General features: G+C 58.9%; 16 protein-coding genes and 2 pseudogenes. 4 read left to right on the top strand and 14 right to left on the bottom strand.

Going from position 1 to position 25336, the window contains the following annotated elements; all coding sequences use genetic code 11:
• Window positions 1-2 precede the first annotated feature (2 nt).
• The 3 genes and pseudogenes from FHT97_RS20290 to FHT97_RS20305 all read right to left on the bottom strand — a co-directional run.
• Complete coding sequence (locus FHT97_RS20290) at window positions 3-224, bottom strand: hypothetical protein (RefSeq protein WP_183864047.1); 222 nt, start codon at window positions 222-224, stop codon at window positions 3-5.
• Window positions 214-576: a hypothetical protein gene (locus tag FHT97_RS20295; RefSeq protein ID WP_210296743.1), complete on the bottom strand. Its 363-nt coding sequence runs from the start codon at window positions 574-576 to the stop codon at window positions 214-216. The genes FHT97_RS20290 and FHT97_RS20295 overlap by 11 nt, the downstream gene beginning before the upstream one ends.
• A 381-nt stretch (window positions 577-957) precedes the next feature.
• Window positions 958-1095 (bottom strand): annotated as a pseudogene (locus FHT97_RS20305) (selenium-binding protein SBP56-related protein); the annotation flags it as partial.
• Between the two features lie 255 nt (window positions 1096-1350).
• Between FHT97_RS20305 and FHT97_RS30935 the strand changes: the two are divergent.
• Both FHT97_RS30935 and FHT97_RS30940 read left to right on the top strand, forming a co-directional pair.
• A complete protein-coding gene (locus FHT97_RS30935; protein WP_246712707.1) occupies window positions 1351-2109 on the top strand; it encodes a transposase in 759 nt (252 codons plus the stop codon).
• Window positions 2110-2152: 43 nt separating this feature from the next.
• Complete coding sequence (locus FHT97_RS30940; protein ID WP_348649626.1) at window positions 2153-2629, top strand: transposase; 477 nt, start codon at window positions 2153-2155, stop codon at window positions 2627-2629.
• Window positions 2630-2766: 137 nt separating this feature from the next.
• Here FHT97_RS30940 and FHT97_RS20315 read toward each other — a convergent pair whose 3' ends face one another.
• The 8 genes and pseudogenes from FHT97_RS20315 to FHT97_RS20350 form a co-directional block, all read right to left on the bottom strand.
• On the bottom strand, window positions 2767-4542 hold the full coding sequence (locus FHT97_RS20315) for an ABC transporter ATP-binding protein (protein WP_183864048.1): 1776 nt from the start codon (window positions 4540-4542) through the stop codon (window positions 2767-2769).
• 64 nt (window positions 4543-4606) lie between these two features.
• Window positions 4607-5710, bottom strand: a complete 1104-nt coding sequence (locus FHT97_RS20320; RefSeq protein ID WP_183864049.1) for a glycosyltransferase family 2 protein — start codon at window positions 5708-5710, stop codon at window positions 4607-4609.
• A 3-nt stretch (window positions 5711-5713) separates the two neighbouring features.
• A complete protein-coding gene (locus tag FHT97_RS20325) occupies window positions 5714-6880 on the bottom strand; it encodes an acyltransferase (RefSeq protein ID WP_183864050.1) in 1167 nt (388 codons plus the stop codon).
• 1172 nt (window positions 6881-8052) lie between these two features.
• Window positions 8053-8607 (bottom strand): OmpA family protein, encoded by a 555-nt coding sequence (locus FHT97_RS20330; protein WP_183864051.1) that lies wholly within the window; start codon window positions 8605-8607, stop codon window positions 8053-8055.
• Entirely contained in the window at window positions 8604-9278 is a 675-nt protein-coding gene (locus FHT97_RS20335) for a L,D-transpeptidase (protein ID WP_183864052.1), read from the bottom strand. The genes FHT97_RS20330 and FHT97_RS20335 overlap by 4 nt, the downstream gene beginning before the upstream one ends.
• 821 nt (window positions 9279-10099) lie before the next feature.
• Entirely contained in the window at window positions 10100-10300 is a 201-nt protein-coding gene (locus tag FHT97_RS20340; RefSeq protein ID WP_183864053.1) for a hypothetical protein, read from the bottom strand.
• A gap of 22 nt (window positions 10301-10322) precedes the next feature.
• A complete protein-coding gene (locus FHT97_RS20345) occupies window positions 10323-11117 on the bottom strand; it encodes a DUF2092 domain-containing protein (RefSeq protein ID WP_183864054.1) in 795 nt (264 codons plus the stop codon).
• Window positions 11118-11348: 231 nt separating this feature from the next.
• A pseudogene (locus FHT97_RS20350) lies at window positions 11349-13010 on the bottom strand (SulP family inorganic anion transporter).
• Window positions 13011-13274: 264 nt separating this feature from the next.
• On the opposite strand from FHT97_RS20350, the gene FHT97_RS20355 reads away from it, so the two are divergent.
• Window positions 13275-17204 (top strand): AAA and adenylate/guanylate cyclase domain-containing protein, encoded by a 3930-nt coding sequence (locus FHT97_RS20355; RefSeq protein WP_183864055.1) that lies wholly within the window; start codon window positions 13275-13277, stop codon window positions 17202-17204.
• Window positions 17205-17327: 123 nt separating this feature from the next.
• Here the strand turns inward: FHT97_RS20355 and FHT97_RS20360 are convergent, their stop codons facing one another.
• From FHT97_RS20360 to FHT97_RS20370, 3 genes are read right to left on the bottom strand one after another with little or no spacing between them, the layout of a single operon-like run.
• Window positions 17328-18329: a 3-oxoacyl-ACP synthase gene (locus FHT97_RS20360; RefSeq protein WP_183864056.1), complete on the bottom strand. Its 1002-nt coding sequence runs from the start codon at window positions 18327-18329 to the stop codon at window positions 17328-17330.
• On the bottom strand, window positions 18322-20013 hold the full coding sequence (locus FHT97_RS20365; RefSeq protein WP_183864057.1) for an FAD-dependent oxidoreductase: 1692 nt from the start codon (window positions 20011-20013) through the stop codon (window positions 18322-18324). Before FHT97_RS20365 ends, FHT97_RS20360 begins: the two co-directional genes overlap by 8 nt.
• A 13-nt stretch (window positions 20014-20026) precedes the next feature.
• Window positions 20027-21826 (bottom strand): thiamine pyrophosphate-binding protein, encoded by a 1800-nt coding sequence (locus FHT97_RS20370; RefSeq protein ID WP_246712701.1) that lies wholly within the window; start codon window positions 21824-21826, stop codon window positions 20027-20029.
• A 355-nt stretch (window positions 21827-22181) separates the two neighbouring features.
• Between FHT97_RS20370 and FHT97_RS20375 the strand changes: the two genes are divergently transcribed.
• On the top strand, window positions 22182-25336 hold a 3155-nt coding region (locus FHT97_RS20375), incomplete at its 3' end, for a N,N-dimethylformamidase beta subunit family domain-containing protein (protein WP_183864059.1).

Below are 25336 nucleotides of genomic sequence, written 5' to 3' on the forward strand. Positions count from 1 at the left end.
GCCTATTTCTTTCCAGCGCCTAAAGGCTCCCGTTCGAATTTGGGTGTCCACCCGCGAGTCATGCCTCGGCTCATTGCGGCTTCGGCCAACGCCAGCTGTATGCGAAGGTGTTTGATATCTCCAAGAAGAGTTGCGATGGTCGCCTTGGCATCCTCATCGTGGAAGGCGAGGGCGGCTTCGACCTCGAAATCAATATCCAGCTGCTTTGCTGATTTACTCGACATGACCTGCCTCTCTTACGAGTTCATAGAAGTGCTGAATAGCGTCGTTCTCGTCTCCCGCGCACTGGAACCATATCGGTGACCGCATCACGACGCGGGAGCCGACTGCACTGTAGTGACCACAAACTCTACGCGTAGCTTGGTCAAAAGCGACATCGAAATAGCCGACAGGCTCGCCCGAACAGATGTCATAGACATTGGCCGAATAGAAACCCCAACTCCGAGGGTTCGGCGTCATGATAATGATTGCCATCAAAAGGGGATGGATTTCGGCGATTGTTGCTTCGGTGGGAGGTGTCCAATAGGTGCCCGCGATTTGTTGAGCGCGCGGCTGCGCTATCGGCACGCGTGGCATGGCCGTCGTCCTCTGTGTGTTTTGGATGTTCCCATTATGTTCCATTTTGCTATCGAGTCAACATTGCCGACCTGGGGATTTCGGCGAGAAGTATCAGCTCGTGTTCGAGCCTCGCCCGGCACATGATCCGACCAAGGCCTACGGTTTCGTCAATAGCGTCCTAAGTCTCGAGGACCTCTCTTCCTCAATTTGGGTCTTGCGCCGGGACGGGGCAAAAATGGGGGGGCATCAAAATGATCGATATCCCGGCGGAACCCGCCGATCCTGGCGAGCAGTCTCCGCCCTGTAGGCGGACCCGGTGTGGGCGATGCGACTGTGGCCATTCGACGAAAGATCTTGGCGGCGCTGATGCCGCTCTGTCTAATGGGGTCGCCACTCCGCGGCGACCTCTTCTGGTTCGATCACCTTGACGATGGACGGGTTCTTCCCATCCGGCTTGGTATCGATGATATAGATGCGCGAGGATCTCAATTCCGGCACGACGAAATAACGCCGCTCAGCGTGCGGGTGTAGCGCATTAGTCGGCCGTGAAGAACTCGGAAGCTGCTGATTAGACATAGGAATCGAAGGATCTGCAGATCTTCTAATTGCCGGAAACAGCCACGGAACGGGCTGTTTCCTTGCAAAATCAGTTTGAGGTTCCCCTGGTTGGCGAAGCGTGATTCACTGGGTTTATCGCGGTGAATCGGAGAGCCAGGAATGGGTAAACCACGCGAACGGCGCCAAACGGGTGAACAGGATTTATTCCGATCCCGGCTCGACCAGATCATCAACATGAAGCACGAACTTGTGCGTCTGGCGCAGGCTATTGACTGGCCTGTGTTGGAAGCCCGCTTTGGGACGGTCTATTCGGACGGAGCTGGCATGCCGCCATTGCCGACGCGGCTGATGGCGGGGCTGGCCATTCTGAAGCACACGTTCAACCTGTCCGACGAGGCGCTGTGCGAGCGCTGGGTGGAGAACCCCTACTTTCAGTACCTGTGCGGCGAGGAGTTCTTTCGGCACGAACTGTCGTTCGACCGCTCCTCGATGACGCGCTGGCGGCAGCGCATGGGCGAGGAACGGATCGGCGCGCTCTTGCAGGAGAGCCTGGCCGTGGCCGTCAAGACAGGCGCGATGAAGCTGCAGGATACGCGGCAGGTGATCGTGGACACGACCGTTCAACCGAAGAACGTCATGTTCCCGACGGATGCCAAGCTTATTCACCGGGCGCGCGAACGGCTGGTGCGGCTGGCGAAGAAAATGGGGCTTGATCTGCGCCAGACCTATATTCGGGTCGGTAAATTCGCCCTGATCCAGCACCAGCGCTACGCTCATGCGAAGCAATTCAAACGGGCCGGCAAGGCGCTAGTTGAAGACCTATCTCGGCCGGACCGTTCGCGACGTCGAACGTCAGATCGCCGGCGACGAACAACTCGACGCGATCTTCAAATGGTCGCTCTATCAGGCAAAGACGGTCATCGCGCAGCGGCAACGTCAGCGCGGCCGCAAGATCTACAGCCTGCATGCCGACGAGGTCGAGTGCATTGGTAAAGGCAAGGCGCACAAGCCCTATGAGTTCGGCGTGAAGGTGTCCGTGGCCACAACACTGAACCGTTCAAAGGGCGGGCAGTTCGCCCTGCACGCAGCGGCGCTGCCCGGCAATCCGTACGACGGCCACACGCTCGCGACCGTCATTCCGGATATGGAAAAGATGATTGGCAACGAGCTCTCCCGCATTCTGGCCGATGCTGGATACCGCGGCCATAATGCTCCCGAAAGTCACAAATTGAGGGTCTTCACCAGTGGCCAGAAGCGCCGTCTCACGCCCGCCATCAAGCGCCAGATGCGACGACGATCGGCGGTCGAACCCGTCATTGGACACCTAAAGAGCGAACACAGAATGGACCGGAATTATCTCGCTGGCGAACAGGGGGATGCCGTCAATGCCGTTCTGGCCGCCGCCGGATACAACTTCTCCCTCCTGCTGCGATGGTTCAGGCAACTTTTGTGTCTGTTCGCCACACTCTTCCTCACGTTCCAGAGCCGACCGATGCCGCAACAACCTGCCTGAGAGCGAGTTCTTCACGATCGACGCATTAGGGCAAAGGCACGATGAACAGACGTTCCAGCCGAAACGATGCAACGTGTCGCTTTGCCGATCGTTCCCCCTTGACAGCTGCCACACCCTTGCCGACCAGCTTTTCCGGGCTAAGACGAAAGCTCATAAAGTTGGTCCATGCTCAGCGTCGCGATCTCTGAAAACGAAGCCTGATTCTTTACGCGGCCACTTTGAAGCACGATGACCTCATCGCAAAACGAGATCGTGCTGCGGTGATGGCTAATGACGATCGTCGTACGCCGACTTGCTCTTGATTTCAAAGTCTCGACAATCGCCGCCTCCGACAGTCCGTCCATGGCATTGGTTGCCTCGTCCAGAATCAGGATTTCCGGATCGCGCACCAGGGCCCTTGCGAGCGCGATGCGCTGTCGTTGACCCGCGGAAACGGTGGCTCCCCTGTAGCCGACGACAGTCTCATATCCATCAGGTAGCTTTTCGATGAATTCGTGTGCCTCAGCAAGTTTGGCGGCCTCTATGACCTCCGCAAGCGAAGCGCGGTGGCCATAGGTGATGTTTTCCAGAATGGTCCCGTCAATCAGCTCGAGGTCCTGGCTGGCGAGCGCGATCTTCCTTCGCCACTGCTTGGGATCGATATGGGTGAGCGGAATGCCGTCCACCAAGATCTTGCCCTCATCGGGTTCCACAAATCGACACAGAAGATTGACGATCGTGGTTTTTCCGGCTCCCGATCGTCCAACGATTGCTGTCGAACGGCCTCTGCGAATATCGAAAGTCGCGTTGAGCAGCACGACAGGTCGGGAGTTGGAGCCCGGATACTTGAACGTAACCCCGTCAAATTTGACCTGATTGTGCAGCCTCGGAATCGGACTGTCACCTTCAGGGGGCTTCGGCTTGTCGGAGGGGTCGAGGAGCCATCGGACCTCTTCCAAAGATCCGCTCCATCCCTGTACGGCGCTCCATGCCATTTGTAGTGAACGCACATGTGGTTGCAGCCGATAGAGCAGCACGACGAATGCCACGATAACGGGAAAGCTGACACCCCAAAGCCAGGCGCTGACGACAACAGCCAAGAATAGAGCCGAATGGAGCACTTCCGTCAGTGGCGGTAATACTGCCTGTCGCGACTGAAGGACGAAACCCGCTTTTCTGACGGCATCAGAAGAGGAATCGAAGCTTGCCTTTTCGCGCTGTTCTTGTCCGAAGGCCCGAATGAGACGTCCCGCGTGAACGAGATGAAGCATCTTGGCAGCGAGTTCGCTGTTGAACGATGTGACGTTGCGACTTGGGCCTCTGAGACTGGCAGAAAGCAGCGCGTGAAGCGCTTGGATCACCACGAGCCCGAGGAAAACGCCAAGTGTCATCTGCCACGAAAGCAGTAAGAGAAAGGCGAGTAAAATGACCACGGCTGAAGCGTTTACGATCGTCGCAAGGGTCGTCTGTATTGCGTCCGAAGCCCGCCAGGATTCGTTGGAGATGATATTGAGCAGCCGTCCAGGGCTTTCCTGGAGGAAGAATGGGAATCCAATCGTCAAAAGCTGGTTGGCGAGAGTGCTTCGCATGGTATGGCCGGCTCGGCCGTAGATCATATTGGTCAGCACGGAATTGGCAAACGCCAGCACATTCTTGAGCGCGATCAATCCGAGGATGGCGACGGAAATCGCGATCAGCCTTGCCCGATCATCCAGCCCGGAGCCCACTTGTTGGAAGATGGCTGATAGCCCGGCCATTCCTGGCGGTTCACCCGCGCCTGCGATAATGCCGAGCATCGGTATGATGAGACCGATACCAGTCCCTTCTAGGACTGCCGTGCTTAGGCCCAGAATGACGACAACCACGAGCAGGCCGATCTGTCTGCTCTGCGCCTGATGTAGCAGCCGAAAATTCAAGGTGAGGAATTCTAGCATGGCGGCGATGACCTGAATGAATGACAGGCGCGTACGCGCGCACGTTCGTGGTTAGGCTTAGGCATCATGCGAGTCCTTGAAGCGGCTCGATACTTCTGGCTGGTACAGACTGATAGTACCGCGCCATGAGATCCATGTGCCGGGTGGCGCCTGCAGAAAAACGGCACAGCCATGGTGCGTAGGTAGCGGAACGAAGGCCGTATCGCTCTCGACGCCGGATGAGCTGCCACTTTCCCGTCAGCGTGAGAAATTCATGTGTAAGCTCTGGTCTCTGCTCGTCCATGACCAGCTGATATAGGAAATAGAAGAAACACAGTGTCCCGTGCGAATAGCTCGAGGATGCCGCGTCTGCCTGTTCGGCGATTTTTCTTTCGATCGTGAGAATACAATTGGCCGCACGGCGCACCGACTCCCGTGTGACTGCAATGCCAATGGCATGAAGGGCGCCGGGATCGTCGCAAAGGGACCGCCGTTGGAGATTTTCGGCGACGAGTTTTAGGTGGGTCCGACGCATTTGCCGCTTGTGCCGCGTTGTGACACTGTCGCTGTGAATGCGGTAGGCTACCAGGCTCTCATCGATCATCGCCGCTGGAAATTGTCGTGCGATGCGACCGAAGAGATCGAAATCCTCAGCGTGCACATAACCCGCGTCATACACCAGCATGTCTTCAGGAATGACGTTGCGATTGTACATCACCGTCGAGTGCAGAAAGATAGTGAAAAACATCGATAGAACGTCCCAGTCCCCAGTCTGATAGATCGGATTGGGCCGTCCGCGCACCACGCGATTACCGAGAAGTTGATCGATGCCGGTGCCGCTGATTGCGAGTTGAGGTTGCTGGGCAAAGAGCGCGACCTGGCGCGAGAAGCGGGATGGGTAAGAAATATCGTCCGCGTCCATTCTGGCGATCAGGTCGCCTTTCGCCAAAGCGATTCCCTCGTTCAGGGTCGCGATGAGCCCAAGATTTTCCCGTGAGACAATTCGGATGCGGCCATCGGCATTTCTATATCGTTGGAGAATCTCCAGCGAACCATCGGTAGACCCGTCGTCAAGCGCGATGATCTCAAAGTGCTCGTAGTCTTGCCGCAAAATGCTCTCGACGGAGGCGGCAACGTGAGCCTCACCGTTATAAACCGGCAGGACGACGCTGATCAGCGGTATAGACATCGTTCAGCTTCCCCGTTCATCGCGGTTGGCATAGCTGGGGCGGTAGACTGAGGCACTGTAATTTCGCTCGCCAGCCTTATTCGGTTGGATGGAGGGTGAGGTGAGGGATTTCGCGGGGCTGACATAGGGAAAGTAACGTTTGAGTTGATTGAGCGGCCTCTCGAACGCCAGCCAGGAAATCGACGCCAGCATCAATGTAGCGGTGGTCGCAATCACAAAGCGACTGGGGCCTTGCTCGGAGACATTAACGAGAAGCCAGGGCTGAGCCTTGACGACCAGGGAAAGCATAATCGGATGAAAAAGGTAGACGCCGTAGCTCATTCGCCCGACTGCGGTTATCGACGGGCGTTCCAAGAAACGACCGAGTGGTCCACGCATGCCTCGGGAACAACACGCAACCAGCATCGCGAGTGGTATGAGTGGAAAGACCTCCGCGCCAATCCACGTCAACCAGTCCAGAACGGGGGTCATGGGCACTGACTTCAGCCACAGGACAATGACGGAGGCGATCGTCAGAGGGACAACGCCCATCCTGATCAACGGGGACCAACGTTCAGTATCTCTTGTATGGACAGCGAGGAGCGAGCCGGCAACGAGAGCATCTACCGACGCAGGTGGAAGAAGGTCTCGCGCCAGCGCTGGCGTACCGGTAAATGGCCAATAGAAGCGATAGGCCAGCGAGAACGCTATGATGGTGACGCAAATTGAGGCAATCAGGCGGCGCGGAGCAAGCAGGATCACCAGCGGCCAGGCAATGTAAAACTGCTCCTCAATGCTCAAGCTCCATGTGTGACACAACACCCACGGCGTCCACTCGTCGCGAATGGCGTACCAGAAATTCGACAGATACAGCGCGTGCCACTTGAGACTGCCCCGAGCCCCTTCGAGATTGACAAGCCAAACGAAGCCCAACATTGCGAAGTAGGGGGGAAATATTCGCAACGCGCGACGGATGTAGAACGCCTTCAGTGCTCCACCTGCCTGGTAGTCGACGGAGGATCGCGCGTCCAGCAGGAGCCGCGTAATCAGCATACCACTGAGGACGAAGAACAAACGGACGCCGAGATGTCCTAGAACCGATCCGTTGACGGCGAAGAAATGGTGGTAGAGGACCATTGTAACGGCGATAGTCCTAAGTCCGTCCAGTTGCTGGTCGCGTGCATAACCCATGGATCTCCTCAGCCGTTTGGGAGACACTCTTGCCGGAGCGTTTCCTGATGGCATTCGTGCAGCCCGTTTCTGCTGCTGATTGTTCCGCCCTTGGATAAGACGGACTGAAGTGTCGGCGCGGGATGAGACCTTCCGGCGGAATCGGGCCAAACTGTGACTCCCCCGGGCGATCGGACTTAAGTCTGACGTTGCGAGACCGACTCCAATTGCCGTGGCGCAAGCCAGTGTCAGTGCTTGATGGAAGGCCACCCCGCGCTGGCTCCTTCCTCGAAACGTTCGGCAGGCTCTGGATCTTCGTCAATCATTTTCCGCGCCATGATCGATCTGAAGCGTAGGCCGTCTTTCGGGAAGGCGCAGAAGTTCGACCGATGTCCCGTCTTGGGGAAAAACATAAATATGCCGGCGTGGCAGGGATGTTTCGGAATTCGAGCGCTGTCATTGCTGCGAGGACTCGTGGCCGATTCGCCTTCCCGTCTGACCGCCTCTTGATGATTGCCCGGCGACGATCGGTATTGACCGTAATCGAATGACATTGTTTGGGCCGGCATGGGCTTTGTTTCCGCAGCGGTCGAATGAGCCTGCACGAAGACGAGCGAAGAACCCTGATCTGGCAAGTCGGATGAGAGGGTGCATATGCCTGGGGTTCACAGCACTAAAGGAGTAAAATACCCGTTCTTAGCGGTAGTATACCGTCTTTTACCTTCTGAAGTAGCAGTTGTTGGTGAACCTCAATCGGATTTCATGATCATCTGGATCGCTGGCGATTGCGTCGACATCGCGGTCGGAGAGCAGATAGACGTCGAGTTCCGGACAAATGCGCCTCAGCGCGCGGGCAAGGCGCAGCGCCGATGCATCGAGACTGGAAGGTTTCCCCTGCCGTTCGCGGCACGATGCGTCAGTGCTTCGCTCGGTTCTGGATCCGGTCGGGGAAACCGGAAGCGTCAACAATCACTCGAATAGGCCGCCGGCCGCGGATGACTAGACCTCTCGAGCCCCCGTTACGCCAACGCGATCCACGCTTCACCGCTGCGCTCATCGCTCTAGGCTGCGGGATGGATCAACCTGCCATGGGGTCTGCGGCAAAACTAGCTGGGCGCTGGAGCCTACTGTCGCGAAGGATGTTCGAAACTGGCCCGCTGCGACAGGATCTATTCCATCAATTCCAAGAACGATCAGACCGCGTCGCGCTCCATGCGCAGGTTGGAGACGACACGCCGGTTCTGCACCTTACAGGAGCGGCTCGTGCAGTCGCGAACCTCGCGGTCATTGCCGTAACCCTTGGCCCACACGCGGCTGGCGTCCACACCCTGCGAGACGAGGTAGGCCATGACCGCATCGGCGCGTCTCTGCGATAGTGTCGCCATTGCTGAAGTTGACCCGGAATCGTCAGCAAATCCCTGGAGTTTGACCAGCCACTGCGGGTTGCTTTTCAGCCAGATGGCTTGCTTGTCCAGTGTCGCCTTGGCGACGGGATCGAGTGTGGCGGAATCCTGCGTGAAGTAGGTCCGCCTGCCGACGTTCAAGATGAAGTCCTCTTCGCTGCCGGCTTTGACATTTGCAAAACCGGGCGCAGGATCGTTCGTCTGCCCGGTCATGGGCGCGACTGAAGGCTCCTCGACTTCGGCAACATCGGTGGTGCTGCAGGCGGCAAGCGTCATAAGGATGGTCGCAGCGACAACCAGCCTCGAATATCCGGTTAAAGCAGACATCAGGGGGATTTTCCTCATTCGACCGCGTTGGCCTGGCTGATCTTCGCGGCACTTTCACCCTGATCGGCAATGTGCGGCAGGACTTGTACAGCTGTGCCGATGGGGCAGCGCTGATAAAGATCGATTGCATCTTCGTTGAACATGCGGATGCAGCCGCTGGAGGCATCCTTCCCAATGCTGCCCGGCTCCAGAGTCCCGTGGAAGCGATAGCCGGTATCGACGCCGTCACGATGCAGATACATGGCGCGCGGACCAAGAGGGTTCTTCGGTGACCCTCCATCGACAAACTCCGGCAGTTCTGGGTGACGCTGGCGCATCTCTGGCGGCGGCGTCCAGCGTGGCCAGAGTGCCTTCTGGTCGATCGTGGCGCGACCATACCATTTGAAACCGTCACGCCCGACCCCGACGCCATAGCGGATGGCAGTCTTGTTCTCCATGATCAGGTAGAGAAAGTGATGGGTGGTATCGACAACGACGGTTCCGATCGGCTCGCTACTGAAATACTTGACGACCTGGCGCTGCCATTTCCTGTCGATCCTGGCAAAGTTGGTGCTGCGAAACGTCACGCCGTTGTCGACACGGGTGCCGGAAAAATATGAAGGTGCTGCAGCGAATGTCGGAGTATTGATTGCCAAAATGCCGAGCGAAGCCGCTCCGCCAAGCACAAAATCCCTGCGCGTCCATCCCATTGGCAGCATCCCCTCAATGCCAAGAAACTTCGTGCAGTAAATCAGATTTTTTTGTCGTCACAAGATAAATCTACGTACGCCGCCTGAAGTAGAAGGGTCAATTACATGACGCGCCCCGTCATTGCGCAACCGCTTTTTCCCGATTGAAGGATTTTAGCCGGCTCTGCCTTGGCCGCGTCACAGCGGGCATGTTCTTGTCGCGAAATGTCAGATTTCCACAGAAATCCTCATGGAAATTGCCCATCTTTACTGCTCCTTTAGTGCTCCCGAACGCGATCTACATGGCTGAGCGCGTGTAGGCTGCCCGCTGCAATGATCCCTGTCATCACGATGCCGGAAAATCCGATGACGAGAGCCAGGGTACGTACAAACCCATGCTTCGGCGTGACATCGCCAATCCGATGGTGCCCGTCGCGAACGGGAAGTACAAGGCGTCGCCGAAGCCTCAATCTTCAATGCCCGATCACGAATCCGCACCCGACCATGACGACGAGCCGTCCCGAATGATGGCCCATAGCAGATAAAGCTGGTTCAGAAGTGCCGAAAAAGCAGATGTAGCGGACACCTGGAATCTGAACTCGGAAACAGTTGGGATCCATAGGCGAAATCCGATTGTCTTTCAGACGATTGGGCTAATAGGTTAAAGTCAAAAATGGGTTGAAGACGCAGGACGAAAAGCCGGCTCGAATCCGACTTTTCGGACCTCGGTCACCGGGCGAAAAGCGGTCGGGGCGAGCTCCCAAAGCAAACACCGAGGAGTTCGCATGCCACGATCACGCCCTTCGCGTGGGCGCGCCAATCGGCGCATGAATAATCGCACGCTAGCAGTAGTAAACGCCTGCCGCGCACCGACGTGCGCTTCGGCGGGCAACACCGGCGACACTCACGGGTGTCAACGGTCGCCCGACCCTTGCCTCTGCGGTAGGCAGTAGCTTGAAATCGACCACGAGACCGTCGCGTAGCTCGATGCTTGAGGCGCCGGCAACAACTGCCAGCATTGTAATCGCGATCCATTTGAGCATGTCTTCTCTCCTTTCAGGCCAATCATTTCTTGGAGAATATTTCAGGGAGTTCGTCAGCATCCGGCAGGTCCTTCAAATCTCGCCTTTTAGCGCCATCAGGCGCCTTGAAATTGAAATCGCCGGCCGCCGCGTCGGGTCCGGCCTTCCATGATCGTATGTCGATGGTATATTGCGGGAAGCCTTTGACCTTGGTGCTTGTGACAACATAGCGGCAAGGGTAGGGGGTCTGGCCCTGGGCAATCCAGATCTGCCAATCAACCCCTTCCCTGGTGCGAAAAGCCAGGTGGTCGCATTCGTCGCCTCGTATGACGCCACTGCCGAGATCCTTGACGTCAACCACCTCGGACATGAGCGCGTCGTAAGGATGCGATATCAGGATGTCTCCGGCCGGCAGTGGCCGATGGAATTTTTCGCGCAGGGCGTCGATGAGGTGATCGGTCGTTCCTGGCACCTCGGCCTGGGCGTAGAGGTTGGCGTCCTTGCCGAGGATCGACAGTGTCTTGCCATCAAAAACGATTTCGACGTTGGCGAAGCCACCCTGGCGTGTGACGTACAGCTTGTCTGGCCGATTGATCTTGACTGCGCCGGAGCTTGCTAGCGCAATCTTCTGATCCTGCTTGGTAACGACCTCCAGATTTGTATCATACTCGAATGATATTGCCTGCTGGGCTGTCATGTAATCGGACATCGCCTTCAAAAGGCTCTTAGCCTGCTTCTCGTCCGCATGGGCCGACGTCGCGCAGGAAAGTGCGGTCAAGGCAGTTGCCGCCGCCAGCAGTCCGGCATTTCGAAAGAGGCTTTCCACTTTAGATCGCATGGGTGTTTCCTCCGTTCCATACGTGAGACGACGATCGGCGCGGCTCGGAACAAGCGCGCGGCATGAATGGTTCTCTAGAACTCGCAGGAGCGCTTGTGTTCGACCGGTTCGCCTGTGGCATTAGGTCGAGGAAAGTTGCTCCCTCCTGAAGTTTGCAATGCAGGAATGGCGGTAACCACGCAGACAAGCCGTGCGGCGAAATACGACCGCAGCGCGGCTGGTCAGTTCTGACTAGCTGTCACCAAGTCCTTCCAAATAGTGTTGCAGGGCTGCATTCGTGCTGAAAAACAGACGCTCCCGCCCCATCGTTTCGGCGAAACCGGAGGCTCGAAGATAATCGAGTACATCCGGATTCAATCCTGCAAGCCAAACGGTTACGCCTTGAGCGGTAACACGGCGTTCGCTGTCGATCATCGTCTGGAGTGCGGAATACTCGATATCAAAAACCGCGCTCATATCGAGTGCGAGCACTCGCGGTTTATATTCGGCTGCGAATGCCTGAATTTGATCAGCGACTTACTGCACATTGGCGAAAAACAGACGACCCTCAGGGCGAAGGATGAGCAGACCATCGAATGTTTCATCGTCAGGGTGCTCCGGCGAAAGCGGCCGGAGGACGTCGGTGCCCCGCTTGCGGCCGATGACATAAACTTTCGCTTTTGCCGACTGGCTGGCCAAGCCGATCATCGAAAGAATGATCGCGACCACGATGCCCTGGAGCGTGCCAAAGACGAGCACACCCAGGAACGCCGCCAGCGCCCAACGGAATTCCATCCGCCGGACCTTTCGGATGGACGCAAACTCCACTGGGGAAATGAGCCCGACCGAGTAGATGATCACAATCGCGGCGAGCACGGCTTGCGGCAGCAAGCCAAGCAGCGGGGCAAGGAACAACATGGTTGCGGCCGACGTTGCGGCAGCGACAAGGGAGGCCGTCTGGGATTGCCCGCCGACGGCTCGAACCACGGCCGTCTGTGACGTTCCACCGCCTGCAGGCATTGAGCCAAAGAACGCGCCGACTGCATTCGCAGCTCCGGTCGCGAGAAGTTCGCGATTGGGTCGTATGGGTGGTTCGGCCGGGGTTGCGAATGCCCTGCCAGCGGCAATCGTTTCGGTGAAACTCATGAGAGCGATGCCGAGTGCTCCCGGGAGAAGCTGCTCGACCAAACCGGCACTGGGAAGAGTGAGTGACGGCAGTGATCGCGGAATGAAGCCGACCGTCGCGATGCCCAGGGCATCCAGGCCGATGACCCACGAAATCAGGATGCCCGCAGCGACGATCACGAGTGGGGCCGGAGAATGGGGCCAACGCCGTTCCATGACTGCCAACGCGACCAGTGCCACGACTGCGATTGTCAGCGTAAGCAGCGATGTATCAGGTAAATGATGAACAAGACTGACGATGTCACGGAAAAAGCCTGCCTTTTCGATGTGCACGCCGAGCAGTTTCGGTATTTGATCGAGCACAATCACAAACCCGATGCCTGCTTTGAAACCGGTTAGCACGGGAGAGGAAATGAAGTTCGCCACAAACCCCAACCGAAGGACCGAGGCTGCAAGCAGGAGCACACCGGTTAAAGCAGTAAGTGTTGCAAGTGCCGTAACCATTTTGGCTGGATCGCCATCCGGAACGACAATCGCGAGCTCGGTCCCCGCCAGGATGGCAAGGGTTGTCGTTGAACTTACACTCAACACTCGCGACGTGCCCAGCAATGCGTAGACAATCATCGGCACGAAGGCTGTATAGAGGCCAACTCTCACCGGAAGCCCGGCCACTGTGGCGTAGGCCATTGCTTTGGGCAGGACGATCGCGGCAGCTGTCAGGCCGGCCACGACATCGAGCCGGAGGCCGGATGAGAACGCGGCGCCGCCATTGTTTCTGCCTATCGTCATTTTCGTTTCCGGGGTCACAGCTATTCCTTCAATCGGGGCATCGACCCTAACGCTCGTCTGGCGGACTCATTCAAAAATTGGCGCGCCAAGCATCCATATCAAACCGCCATCATTATGCCCCAATCGGCGATGCAAGGGGCGTATATTACGGTATCGCACACGATCGGAAATCCGCTGTCGGGATGAGGCAGGGGCCTCTCAGACGTGGATCGTTTCGCAAATTTGCGTTACCCTCAGCGTTTCCGGGAAAGCGCGAGGCCCCCTATGTCGGATGCGAGTTTGCATGAGGCTCGGCTGATTGAGAGTTTCGCGCCACCGCCGCTGAGGCTCTTCGGGAGACAGAAGGATGAGCCTTCCGATCGCCGCATGGCCTTGTTGTGGCTCGACGTAGTCGCCTTCACCCGGATTACCGGTCATTTCCTGGCCCGGGGACCGGCTGGCATCGAAGATCTGGCGAATCTGCTGGAACTGCATTTCACAGGACTGATCGATGTGATCGTGGCCCATGGCGGCGAGCCGCTGATGTTTGCGGGCGACGGCCTGCTTGCCGGCTGGCCGTGCGAAGGCTCGACACCTTCGGACGCACTTCTCCGCGCTGCCACCTGCGGCAATCACGTTCTTGCCACGTCGCGAACAAGCTTGCCTTCGGGAGAGCCGATCGAACTCCATGCCGTGCTCGCCTTCGGGCAATGTCATACGGCGGAGATCGGAACGGGCAGCCTGCGTCTCCACGTCACCGTAGGAAAGGGGCTCGCAGACCTGCAGGCGGCGAGCATCACACGGGCGAAGGGACAGTTGCTGGTATCCGCGGCCGCGTGTTCGATCCTCGGTGATGCAATAGCCGTGCGCTCGATCGGCCCCGACGCAACGATCCTTTCGACCTTGCGCGATCAAGCCGACCTCATTCCCCTGACCATTCCGCCGATGACGCCGCAAGACCGCGAGCGACTTGCCGGGCATGTCCCGCTTCCTGTCGCGAGCCGCCTCAACAGCCAGCTCCTCGACTGGACTGCCGAGCTCAGGCGCATATCCGTCGTGTTCGTCGCTCTTTCCCGTCTGGATCACGCTTCGCCCGATATCCTGTCCCGCTTGGAGTCGGTCGTTGCCGCAATCAAACCCAAGGTCGCTGAGCACGACGGTTTCATACAGCAGATTCGCGTCGATGAACGCGGCGCCAATCTTGTGATCGTTTTCGGGGTTCCGCCCGTTGCGCACGCAGATGATCCGGTCCGGGCAGTCCGATCTGCGATCGACATGCGTGATGCGCTGCGCGGCATAGGCCAGCCGAGCAGTATCGGCGTCGCGACGGGAACGGCATTCTGCGGACTGATCGGAAACGACGTTTTCCGGGCATGGACCACTTACGGGGAGGCAGTCAACCTTGCCGCACGGCTGCAGGGCTTGCAGCAGGGCACCATCCAGTGCGACGAAGCCACTGTCCGCGGCGCACAGGACGCCATCTCTTTCACTCCGATCGGTCACAGCCAGGTTCGTGGGTGGGATCTGAATGTCCCCGTCTGGACGCCGAGGCGGCAGGATCGCACCGGCTTCGACCAATCGATGCATGGGCGCGACAGTGAACTCGCATGGATTTTGAAAGCTTTCGAGGAGACGAGCCAATCCGGCAATTCCCGGTTCGTCCTTGTCGAGGCGGAATCGGGAATGGGCAAGTCACGCCTCCTTGCGGAATTGCATCATCGTCTCAGGAGCGAACAATCGGCTACGCTTGCCGGTGTCGCCGACCGGATCGAGCATCGTGTCCCCTATCGAGGCTGGCGAGACATACTCACGCAATTGCTTGGGCTGGAGGTCAGACATCCGGAGTTACAACGGCGCGAGGCGACGTTGCGCGCACTTGGCCCGGAGCTTTCACCCCGCGCAGCGCTCCTTAACCCCATCCTCCAACTCGACTTTTCCGAAACGCCCGAACTGCAAGCGATGAGCGCGCCCTTGCGCATGGAGGCTCGGCTCGACCTGTTCGTATCACTTCTCCGCCGCTTTGCCTCTGACGGCTCGTTGCTGGTTACCGTCGACGACGCCCAATGGCTCGACGATGAGAGTTGGACCCTGGCGGCAGCAGCTATTCGTTCCGTGCGCGGTCTCTGCCTCGTCATGGCGATGCAGCCGATGGAGGACGACGCGCGGATCGAAAGCCTGTCCGGGGGCGGTGTGGTGCGCCTTAAGCTGCTCGGTCTGTCGGACGAGGAACAGGACAGGTTGGCGTTGACCAGGCTCGGTGCAGACCGCATCGCTCCCGAACTGGCAAACCTTTTGCGAGCACGCGCCCGCGGGCATCCGTTTTTTTGTCTTGAACTCGCTCGCGCGCTTCATGACGATGGCTTGATCGAAGTGGTCGACGGGACGTGCCGGATCGCGCAACATCTGGCCGATGATCGCCTGCCCCTGCCAGATTCGATACACGCCGCCGTGGCGCGCCGCATCGACCGTCTCGATCTCGAAAGTCAAGTGACGCTCAAGGTGGCAAGCGCCGCGGGCCTGCGTTTCCCGACCGCCCTTGTGGCCGCCGTTCACCCGACCGCCAACGCCGAGCCGGCCATCGTCGGCCGCCACCTGTTGATGCACCAGCGTGCCGGCATGCTGCAGACTGATCACATCGACGAGCTGGACGGCTACAGCTTTTGCCATGGCATCATGCGCGACGTTGCCTATGAGCTGATGCTCTATGGGCAGCGTAAGCAACTGCACCGGGCGATCGCTAGCTGGTACGAGCAAAACAGCGTCCTCGACATATCACGCGTTTATGCGCTCATCGCGCATCACCTGGAGGCAGCGGGCGAACTGGTTCGCGCGGCTCACTATTTGCGGCTCGAGGCCGAGCGCGTTTTCGGTCTCGGTTCCGTTCGGCAATCGCTTTCTATCGGCCTTCATGGTGCCGCACTCCTTGGTTCGCAGGTGCCGGTTGACGGCGCCGAACTTCAAAAAGCAATCGGCCAGGAAATGGAGCAGATTGCAGCACTCCTCGGCGACAGGCGACCGGCGGATCTCGTCGACTTGCCAAGACTTGAGGACGAACATGTCGCAAGTCTCGTCCCGCTGTTGCTAAGCATCGCGCCCTACGCCTATCAGAGTCAGAAGCCGGAATTGTTCGCGCTTCTTGGCGCGAGGTGCCTGCGCTTGACGCTTGCTCATGGGCAGGCAGATTTTACGCCAGATGTCTACGCAATGTATTCTATCGTCCACGCGGCTATGACCGGTGACCGGCGGACGGGTGCTGCATGGAGCGATCTGAGCATGCAGCTGCAACCTGTGATCAAGGGCGCAAGCTTTGCCCGCTGCGCCTTTATCAACGTGTGGTTCCACAATCACTGGGTAGGAAATCTGGAGGACGGAATTGCCCGCGCCGCGGCGGGGGCCGACGCAGGCCTTGCAAGCGGTGAAATTGTCTATGGCTGTTTCAATCTGACGACGGTCGTCGTGCTGCTTGTTGCGGCGGGCCGTCCTATCGATGTGGTGATATCGACCGGTATCGCGCTTCTCGCGCAAAACGGTGGTCGGGTGCGCAATTCTGCCTTCACGCTCCTCCTGGAGTTGCAGTCGGCCCGAGCACTGGCGGGCAAGACACGGGCGTTCGATCAGCTTTCCGATGCTACTGTGGACGAGGAGGCGGAGTTCTCCTCCATGCTGCAATCGCGCTTCAGCAACCAGGTTGCCTGCTATTACACTGCTAAACTCCGATTGGCCGCGCTTGGTGGAGACTGGCGAAGCGCGCTCTCCTGGGCAGAAAAGGCACGTGCCCTGTTGCCATTCTTCGCCGGACAACCCTCCGAGGTCATGCTGCTACACTATCATGGCGTCGCGGCCCTGGCGCTTGCTGCTTTTGGCTCCCCGGAGGACGCTCAGGCCCTGCGTGCCGAGGGTTGGGATTGCGCGGACCAGATGCGCAACTGGGAAGGTCTGAACGAGTCCTGGCTCGGTCCGAAGGCGGATATTCTCGAGGGGCTGCTCGAGGCGGGTGCCGGGCATATTGAGGTAGCTGACAGGTTGTTTCGTGCGGCCGCGCAACGCGCGGCAAAAGTTGGCCATCTGGAGGACCATGCCTTCGCCCTGGAATGCCTGGCCCGGCTGCAAAAAGCAGTCGGCAAGGTCCCGGGCTCGCTTCCCGGGGCGCTGGCTGCTTACCGGACTTGGGGTGCCGAAGGGAAACGCGCACGCCTCGCTGACGAATTTGCCTGAGGTTGAGATGTGTGGACTGCGAGACGATGACTTCGACGTATTGTGTCGCTCCATCTTGGTCGCACAAAAATGCACCGCTGAACGAAACTGCGCTCAATTCATTGGGTGTTGTCGTAAGTTTCGTCAAATCACCCGCTGCAGCAGCACGGCATGCGCATGCAAGTCCAGCCCGAGTGCGAGGAGCATGACGTAGGGCGTTGTTATGTCCTCCTCGCGAGCAGCCAGCGTCACGGCGATGCTCGCGACGGTCATGTTTCCGAAATCGGTGATGGTGCTGAGCGCCGGTCCGGTTTCCAGCTTGCTGGACCAGCTCTTCAAAAGCACTGTCGAGGCCTGGTGGCCGATTAGGGTGATGTCTGTGCCGGAAAGCCCCTGGCGCTGCAACACATCCAACGCCGCCCTCGGAGCGGTTTCACCGCCAAAAGACTTGAAGGCGTCGATGCCCTTCTCTGTCATGTGAAAATAGGGACCGCTATATAGTTGGTCTTCCGGTTGCCCGTCGGTCTTTATCCGGTTCCCGGCGACGTACATGACACCGTAAAGGTCGGACTGGACAAGAGCCTGCTGGTCCCGGACGACCCATCGTACACCGGCCGTTGCACCGCCGAGCACGGCAGCCGCAGCCCCGTCGCCGGCGCTGATAGAGGCAGCCTCGTTATAGTCGACAGCCCGCGTCCAGTCGCAGCCGGCAACGACGAGGACACGCCGGACCCGTCCCGCCTTGAGCAGGGCATCGGCAATGACGAGCGATTCCGTAAAGTTAGAAAAGTCGTTGCCGAGCGCCAATGGCATGGCCCGCTCAGGCAGACCAAGACCCTTGTGCACGTCTCCGAGGTCGCTCGGCACGATGTAACGGCTGAGCGATGCGCAGCCGATCAGAAGGTCGATGTCATCAGCCGTTACCTCCGCGTCGATCATCGCCTTCTTGGCGGCAGCCACCATGATGGAGGCCAATGTCTCGTCGGCTCCAAGGACATGCCGCCGCTCATAACCCTGGAACAGCGCGAGGATCTCCGTTTCCGAGGCGTTATTCCTCAGTGCGTTGAAGATCGGGTCGTCGTTGAGCCGCACGCCTTTTGGTAGCTGGTAGCCCAGTCCGATGATCCCCAAATCGCTCTCAACCATGCTGCCACTCGCCTTTCGGCAAACCGAGCCGCTGCTGCAGGACGATCTCGGCCGTCTGCAGGGCGCCCTCTGCCCACGTTTGGTTGGTCGAATAGGCTTCTCCGCAGATGTAGCAGGGGAAATCCTCAACCGGTTGGGTCATGCGGGTAAGCATGACATCCGACTGGACGTTGACGTTCCAAAGATGCACGCCGCCGCCGTAGGGGTCGCGCGACCAGTCCATATAAGCGGCATCGATGGGGCGCGGGGCGCTGTCGTTGCCGTGCATCTGCATGAGTTCTCGATGGAGTTCGTTTACCATCTGTGTGGTGGCGGGGTGCAGTGCCCAGTTATCGGCGAGCCGTTTGGCGAACGGGTCAGACGGGTCCGCGATTTCGGCTGTGTCTGGCTGGAACTTCGCCCAATGGTGACCCGGGCTTTTAAGGTTGAGCGGCAGGCCTGCCTTGTGGACTTCCGCCCGCTTGTCCAGCCCCTCCCAGAAACTCACGTTCAGGAGATCGTCGTAGACCATGACGAGGCCTGGTGCGTCCCGCTTGGGAATGATCCCGCCGTCTGGCCCTGCGGGCCAATAGTAGCATTGCCGGATCGGCATGTCGGTGAGCGAACGACCGGAACTTACCTTGGAATCCTGCCACCAGCAGTTCGGATAGAGCAAAAAACATTTGAAGAGGGGAATTGGTGCGACGGAAGCGAGGTCTTGTCGGAACTGGATGTTCTCAGGGCCGAGAACCTTGCCTTCCGGATCCAGCAGTTCGATGGAACGGCGCGGCATGGCGAGCACGATGGCACGCGCCGTCCTTGTCGTGCCGTCGCGGAAACGCAGCTCGATACCTGTGGAGCCGTCCTCAAGCGTGATGCCTTCGAAACCGGCAAGCCATTGGTTGAACTGGATCTCGCCACCAGCCGCCTGGAAACGGTTCTGGAGCTCCCAGGGCACAGTCTCGTAACCGCCGTTGACCATCCGGTAGCTGACGCCCGGAGTAAAATCGAAATACTCGGCGGTCAGGTCAAGTGCATTGGTGTTTCCGCCGAGACAGTCATATCCGACAGTCGCACGGGCGGCGGCATATCCGTCAGCACTAAGGCCCTTGGCGAGGAGATTCCACAGTCCGTGCTGCCACAGTGGCAATCCGTCGATCTCAACTTTTTCGAGATACTGGCGCAGTGTCCCGGCATTGAGATTCTCCATCAGCCCGGGCATCAGGCTTGTCAGAACGCGCCCGATCAGCGAGGCGGGACTCCCGGCACCGCTGGCAGCCAGCCAAGCCGCTTCCCCTGGATCGAACCAGTAGGGGAGTGCCGCCGTATCGCCGAGATCGCTTGTGCGCAGGAGTTTGCCGCGCAGGAAGGCAATATTACCAGGAAGATCGACAACCTGGGCATGGTAGGGCAGTTTCAACACGCACTCGACCAGGCCGGTAACAAGTGTTTGTGCTGGTGCGACATAGCGCATGCCCCCGACCTCGGCGGTTGTATCGGGCATATGCGGAGAACGGGCCGAAAGCAGGCGGCCTCCAATGCGGTCGCTCCCTTCGAAGAGGGCGACCTTGAGTTTTCCCCGGGCAGTCTCCCAGACTGCGAGGCCGGAGCCCGTCAGACGCGATGTCAGCATCCGCCATCCGGCATAAATGCCGCCAATCCCGCCGCCGACGATCGCAACGTCGACATCAGGTAATGCAACCATGGTTTCCCCTCCCTCAGTCGACCTTCTTTTGCCAGTAAGGCGGGCTCCAGTATGGAGGAGCGGCCTTGGGGTCTATATGCGCGACGATCACCTGCGGTCTCCCGTTGTTTGCGCCATCGACGATCTTTGGCCAGGCGTCCCGAAGGTCGCCGGGGCTCGAGATGCCAACCGCATTGGCGCCAAGGCCTTCCGCCACCTTCACCAGGTCGGTCGTGCCAAGGCTGTAGGCATCGCTGAAGCCGCCATCGCTCGGGAACATCATCGCCATTCCCTGTGCCACCATGTTGAGATCCTCGTCCTTCAGGACGACCCAGATGGCGCCCACCTTGTGGGCGGCGGCGGTGGAGATCTCGCCGAGCTGCATCAGGAAGGCTCCGTCCCCAACCAGTGCGAGAGAGAGGCGACCCGGCTGTCCGAGCTTGGCGCCAATCACGCCGCAGACACCAAATCCCATGGGGCCCATGGCAAGGGCGCTATGGAATTCCTGCTTTCGGTCAACGATCAGGGAATGCAGGCCCCAGCCGACGCAATTTCCGCAATCGATGAAAATGGATGCATCAGCCGGCAGCAATTCGTTGAGCGTTCGGCAAAGGGCGGCCGGCTGGAGAGGAGCCGCTTCCGAGGTGTAGTCGTCGGGCGAGGAAAATGGCGAATTGGCCTTTTTGATCCCGGCGATCTCGGCCTTTCGCTCTGCAACCACCGCAGGGGAAGCCGGCCAGGTTGGCGCCTGATCCCAAAGAGCCCGGATGAAGGCTCCGGCCTCCGCGACGATTCCGTCGGTTACGGGGAAGCCGCGTCCAATCATCGCCTGATCGATATCGACCTGGATGAATGGGCCATTCGGCACCAGCATCGGGTTCCATCGGTAGGTTGCAAGCTCGCCGAGCGAGGAGCCGATGACGAGCAGGGCGTCATGGGCCGCAGTGCCATCCTTGTTGATCATCCAATATTGCGGCCATTGGCAACCAGCAAACCCGTAGGTGCGAAGCGACAGCTCGTTCGTTTCGGGAAAGACGCCCTTGCCATCCGAGGTCGTCATGACCGGAACCTGCCACCACTCCGCCAGGGCCCGAAGCGCGTCGGCCGTGTCAGGATCCCGAACCGCGTCTCGGCAGCCGCTGCCGACCAGGATCAGTGGACGCATGGCGGTCGACATCACCTTGAGCACTCGCCGGACGGCGTCGACCGGTGCACCGCCTGGCAGCGAACGATAGTTGGTGGGACGGGCCGGGGGGCGCGGCGCCACGATCTGAAACGGGTCCTCGTCGTCGATCATTGCCGACGCGACACTGTCGGAAATGCCGAGACGTACGGCGCGCCGGGGAATTGACAGCATGTCGCGCAGCGCCTGCTCGATAATGATAGGCGCCCCGGCCGATGCTGCGATATCGGCGCTATAACGGGTTCCCGCGGCGTAGATGTCACGAATATTCAGACCGCAGTCTGTCCCTTCTTGGAGATAGCCGCGGCCAAGGAAGTTCTGCTGCACCTCGCCGGTCAACGTCATGACGGCAGAACCGCCAAAATTGGCGTTCATCGTGCCGGTGAGGGCGTTGGTGGCACCGGGGCCGCTGGTGACCAGGACGACGCCGGGCTTGCCGGTCGCCCTGAAATAACCGTCGGCCATGTAAGCAGCCGCGGACTCGTGCCGGCACACGATATAGGTGAATTCGCGTCTTTGCCTGACCCGCTCCAAAAGATGTGCGATACCGGCACCCGGAACGCCGAACATCAGCGTCGCATTTTCGAGAACCAGGTAATCGAGAAGCTGGTCGGCAACGGTGCCGCCTTGCGAAGACGTAGGTGCAGCCATCGTCATGAACTCCGCTTTTCGTTAGATTGGCAGAAGAGCTATGAACGCGATTTCAGGTGGTTGCGAATGCAGGTGCTACTTGCGGGCAGTAACGCATCTTGCCTGAGGTCCGGCCGCATGTCGAGTGCTAGCAGACGCTACGCGTTGCTATGTATCGAATATAGTCTGTGACCAGCGAGCGTCATTAGCGCAACTACACATTGAGCATGCTGCAATCCTATCGCCAAAGAGATGTCGACTGTTTTACATCGAAAGGCGTACACTGTATTTCATGCGTTATCGATTATACTTAAAAAACCTGCTTATTGGCCGGTTCTCAGGGGTTTGATCTTGAAAATTTATGAGGGAGCATGCCATGAATCGCAACGCTCGCCGATGGGCTTCCAGCTCGACACTCATGGATTCATGGCTCCCCAGGTGGCTTTCCGGCGGCCGAAAGTCGAAATCCCGCAATGCGGCCTACGGAGGCGACGGATCTCATCAAGTCGCGCTCGCCACGCCGACCGCTGTGGGGACGGCCTCCGGCGCCGTGGCCGACAACCCGATTAAGGAAACGATAGCCGATGGAGAAGATCGTCGGAACGGGGGCGCGGTCTGCGATGCGCACGGTCAGGTGATCAGCGATCTGACGCCGCTATCACTGGCAAATGGCAACGGAGACGGACCTCAGGGGGGCAACGGTGCCGTGCCTCGCTCTGTCGCCGGGGGATGGGATCATTTCTCAGGCAGTTGGGGTGCGCAAACATTTGGAATAGAGTCATCGCCGCACGCCGGTCAGAGCACGGTTGGCAAGACTTCAGGACAAGACCCGGCCATTATGGTGGGTGGGCACGTCGCTTCCGGCAGGTTCGTCATGCCGCAGACGGCCACGCTCGACCAAGGAAGCGCGACTGGGTCTCGTTCACTCCAGGCGCTTGGTCTGTCGTTCGGCGCGTCGGCGACCGACCAGCTGCATGGCCTGTCCCGAATGTCAGGTTTTCGTGAAACCGCAAGATTGACCGTTTCAACGGTCTCGAGCGGAACTCTAGTTGGTGTTGGAGAGCCCGTAACCGGAGGCGCCAGCTCCAAGAGCGCCACGCTTTTTGCTGCGCCGGCAGCCGATCTGGGCGGCACTCAGAGTGCGGCGATCCAAAGTTTGGCGGCCGCAGCGGCGGTCAGCAACGCGATCGTGACCGAGAACCAGAAGCAAGGTAATCCGGAGAGTGAATGGGGCATCGACGGGGCAGGCAGCACGAACATCGAGGGTTTTGCCACCGACATCAGCGTCAATCGCGGCCAGACTGTCAGCTTCAAAATCAACACGAACTCCAACAACTATCGAATCGACATCTATCGCCTCGGCTATTACGGCGGCATGGGCGCGCGCAAGATTACGACGATCCAGCATACAGGCGTGCAGAACCAGCCTACACCGTTGCGCGATAACGCTACCGGTCTGGTCGACGCCGGCAACTGGTCGGTGTCGGCGTCCTGGGCAATTCCGGCAGACGCGACGTCGGGCATCTATATTGCAAAGCTCGTGCGGCAGGATGGTACCGCTGGTGAGAACCAAATCCCATTCATCGTACGCGACGACAGCAGCCACAGCGATGTTATCTTTCAAACCTCCGATGAGACCTGGCAGGCCTATAACCCCTGGGGTGGAGCCAATCTCTACCAAGGCAACGGGCCAGGGGGAGATTCCGCCCCGGGTCGTGCATACGCTGTCAGCTACAATCGCCCGATCACCACCAGGGGCGGCGGCCTCGCGGCCGGGCCGCAGGATTATATCTTCGGTGTCGAATTCTCAGCCATTCAATGGCTTGAGAAAAACGGATATGATGTGTCTTATATGGCTGGAATGGACTCCGACCGCCTCGGCAGCCTGATTAAAAATCATAAGATGTTCCTGAGTGTAGGCCACGATGAGTATTGGTCGGGACAACAGCGTGCCAATGTCGAGGCAGCGCGGGATGCCGGGGTTAACCTCTCCTTTTGGAGCGGCAACGAGGTTTACTGGGAGACTCGCTTCGCTCCAAGCATCAGTGCGGGCGCGCAACCCTATCGCACCCTGGTCAGCTACAAGGAAACAAGGGCCGGCCCAATTGATCCGGATAATCAATGGACTGGAACCTTCCGGGATCCACGTTATGTCTCGTCGACCGCGGTCGGGGGAGGGCGGCCGGAAAACGCGCTGACTGGTACCATGTTCCAGGTCGATTCCTACCGAAGTGATGCGATTACCATCCCGTATGATGACGCCAACCTGCGGTTCTGGCGCGATACCAGCGTGGCAACCCTCCAGCCGGGCCAGACAGCAGCCCTTCAGCAGAACTATCTCGGATATGAATGGGATGAGTCGCCTGACAATGGATTTCGCCCCGCTGGGCTTATCGAGTTGTCGTCGACGACGTTGCCGGTCAGCCAATATCTGCTGGACTACGGTACGACAACCGGCAATGCAACCGCAACGCACAACCTGACGCTTTACCGGGCGCCGAGTGGTGCATTGGTATTCGGTGCCGGCACAGTTTACTGGGCATGGGGGCTTGATGCGAACCATGACCTGGAAGCCACGCCCGTCGACCCGCGCGTAAAGCAGGCGATGGTCAATTTGCTGGCCGACATGGGCATCCAGCCGGGTACGCTGGAAGCGGGACTGGTAGCCGAAACACAGTCAACGGATACCACAAAGCCTGTGTCATTGATCATTGCGCCGAACGACGGGACCCCGCTTAAGGTAGGCAATGCCATCACCATTAGCGGAACCGCATCCGACGTCGGCGGTGTTATCGCGTCGGTCGAGGTCTCCACCGATGGTGGTACGACCTGGCACCGGGCGGTTGGAGACGAGTCCTGGACCTATAGCTGGGTCGCGCAGACAGCCGGTACGTTCACCATCAAGACCAGGGCGGTAGACGACAGCCTCAATCTCGAAACCCCCGGTAGTGGCCGAACAGTGACGGTAACGGGCAACAACTTCTTTTCCGCTTCAGCGATACCGCCTACCGTGCCGGACGGCGATGCAAATGCCATCGAAGTTGGAATGAAGTTCCAATCCTCCGTCGCAGGCACTGTAACGGGTGTTCGGTATTACAAGAGCGATTTGAACATCGGACCGCACACAGGGTCGCTGTGGTCGAGCACAGGCACCAGATTGGCGACGGTCACTTTTTCCAACGAATCAGGGGTCGGTTGGCAGGCCGCCAGCTTTTCAACGCCAGTCTCGATCGTTGCCGGCACCACATATGTGGTCTCTTATCACACCAACTACGGGCACTATGTGGCAACAGGAGGCTATTTTGCCTCTTCCGTAACGAATGGATCACTCACGGCGCCGGCGAATGCCGGCGTCTATAGCTACAATTCGGCAAGTGTTTTTCCGAGCAGCACCTTTAACAGTGAGAATTACTGGGTCGATGTCCTATTCAATCCGGCGACGGCAAACAACACGCCGCCGACGGCGGTTGCCGATGCCGGCGATGCGACAGAGAAGGGCGGTGTCGCCAACGGCTCTGGTGGTTCGCCCGC

Source organism: Rhizobium sp. BK399, assembly GCF_014194695.1.
In the GTDB taxonomy this organism is placed as follows: domain Bacteria; phylum Pseudomonadota; class Alphaproteobacteria; order Rhizobiales; family Rhizobiaceae; genus Rhizobium.

Bases quoted from the DNA above. Each gene is read 5' to 3' on its own strand.
- FHT97_RS20290 (WP_183864047.1), bottom strand. From the start codon at position 224: ATGTCGAGTAAATCAGCAAAGCAGCTGGATATTGATTTCGAGGTCGAA.
- FHT97_RS20295 (WP_210296743.1), bottom strand. From the start codon at position 576: ATGCCACGCGTGCCGATAGCGCAGCCGCGCGCTCAACAAATCGCGGGC.
- FHT97_RS30935 (WP_246712707.1), top strand. From the start codon at position 1,351: ATGAAGCACGAACTTGTGCGTCTGGCGCAGGCTATTGACTGGCCTGTG.
- FHT97_RS20315 (WP_183864048.1), bottom strand. From the start codon at position 4,542: ATGCTAGAATTCCTCACCTTGAATTTTCGGCTGCTACATCAGGCGCAG.
- FHT97_RS20320 (WP_183864049.1), bottom strand. From the start codon at position 5,710: ATGTCTATACCGCTGATCAGCGTCGTCCTGCCGGTTTATAACGGTGAG.
- FHT97_RS20325 (WP_183864050.1), bottom strand. From the start codon at position 6,880: ATGGGTTATGCACGCGACCAGCAACTGGACGGACTTAGGACTATCGCC.
- FHT97_RS20330 (WP_183864051.1), bottom strand. From the start codon at position 8,607: ATGAGGAAAATCCCCCTGATGTCTGCTTTAACCGGATATTCGAGGCTG.
- FHT97_RS20335 (WP_183864052.1), bottom strand. From the start codon at position 9,278: ATGGGATGGACGCGCAGGGATTTTGTGCTTGGCGGAGCGGCTTCGCTC.
- FHT97_RS20340 (WP_183864053.1), bottom strand. From the start codon at position 10,300: ATGCTCAAATGGATCGCGATTACAATGCTGGCAGTTGTTGCCGGCGCC.
- FHT97_RS20345 (WP_183864054.1), bottom strand. From the start codon at position 11,117: ATGCGATCTAAAGTGGAAAGCCTCTTTCGAAATGCCGGACTGCTGGCG.
- FHT97_RS20355 (WP_183864055.1), top strand. From the start codon at position 13,275: ATGTCGGATGCGAGTTTGCATGAGGCTCGGCTGATTGAGAGTTTCGCG.
- FHT97_RS20360 (WP_183864056.1), bottom strand. From the start codon at position 18,329: ATGGTTGAGAGCGATTTGGGGATCATCGGACTGGGCTACCAGCTACCA.
- FHT97_RS20365 (WP_183864057.1), bottom strand. From the start codon at position 20,013: ATGGTTGCATTACCTGATGTCGACGTTGCGATCGTCGGCGGCGGGATT.
- FHT97_RS20370 (WP_246712701.1), bottom strand. From the start codon at position 21,826: ATGGCTGCACCTACGTCTTCGCAAGGCGGCACCGTTGCCGACCAGCTT.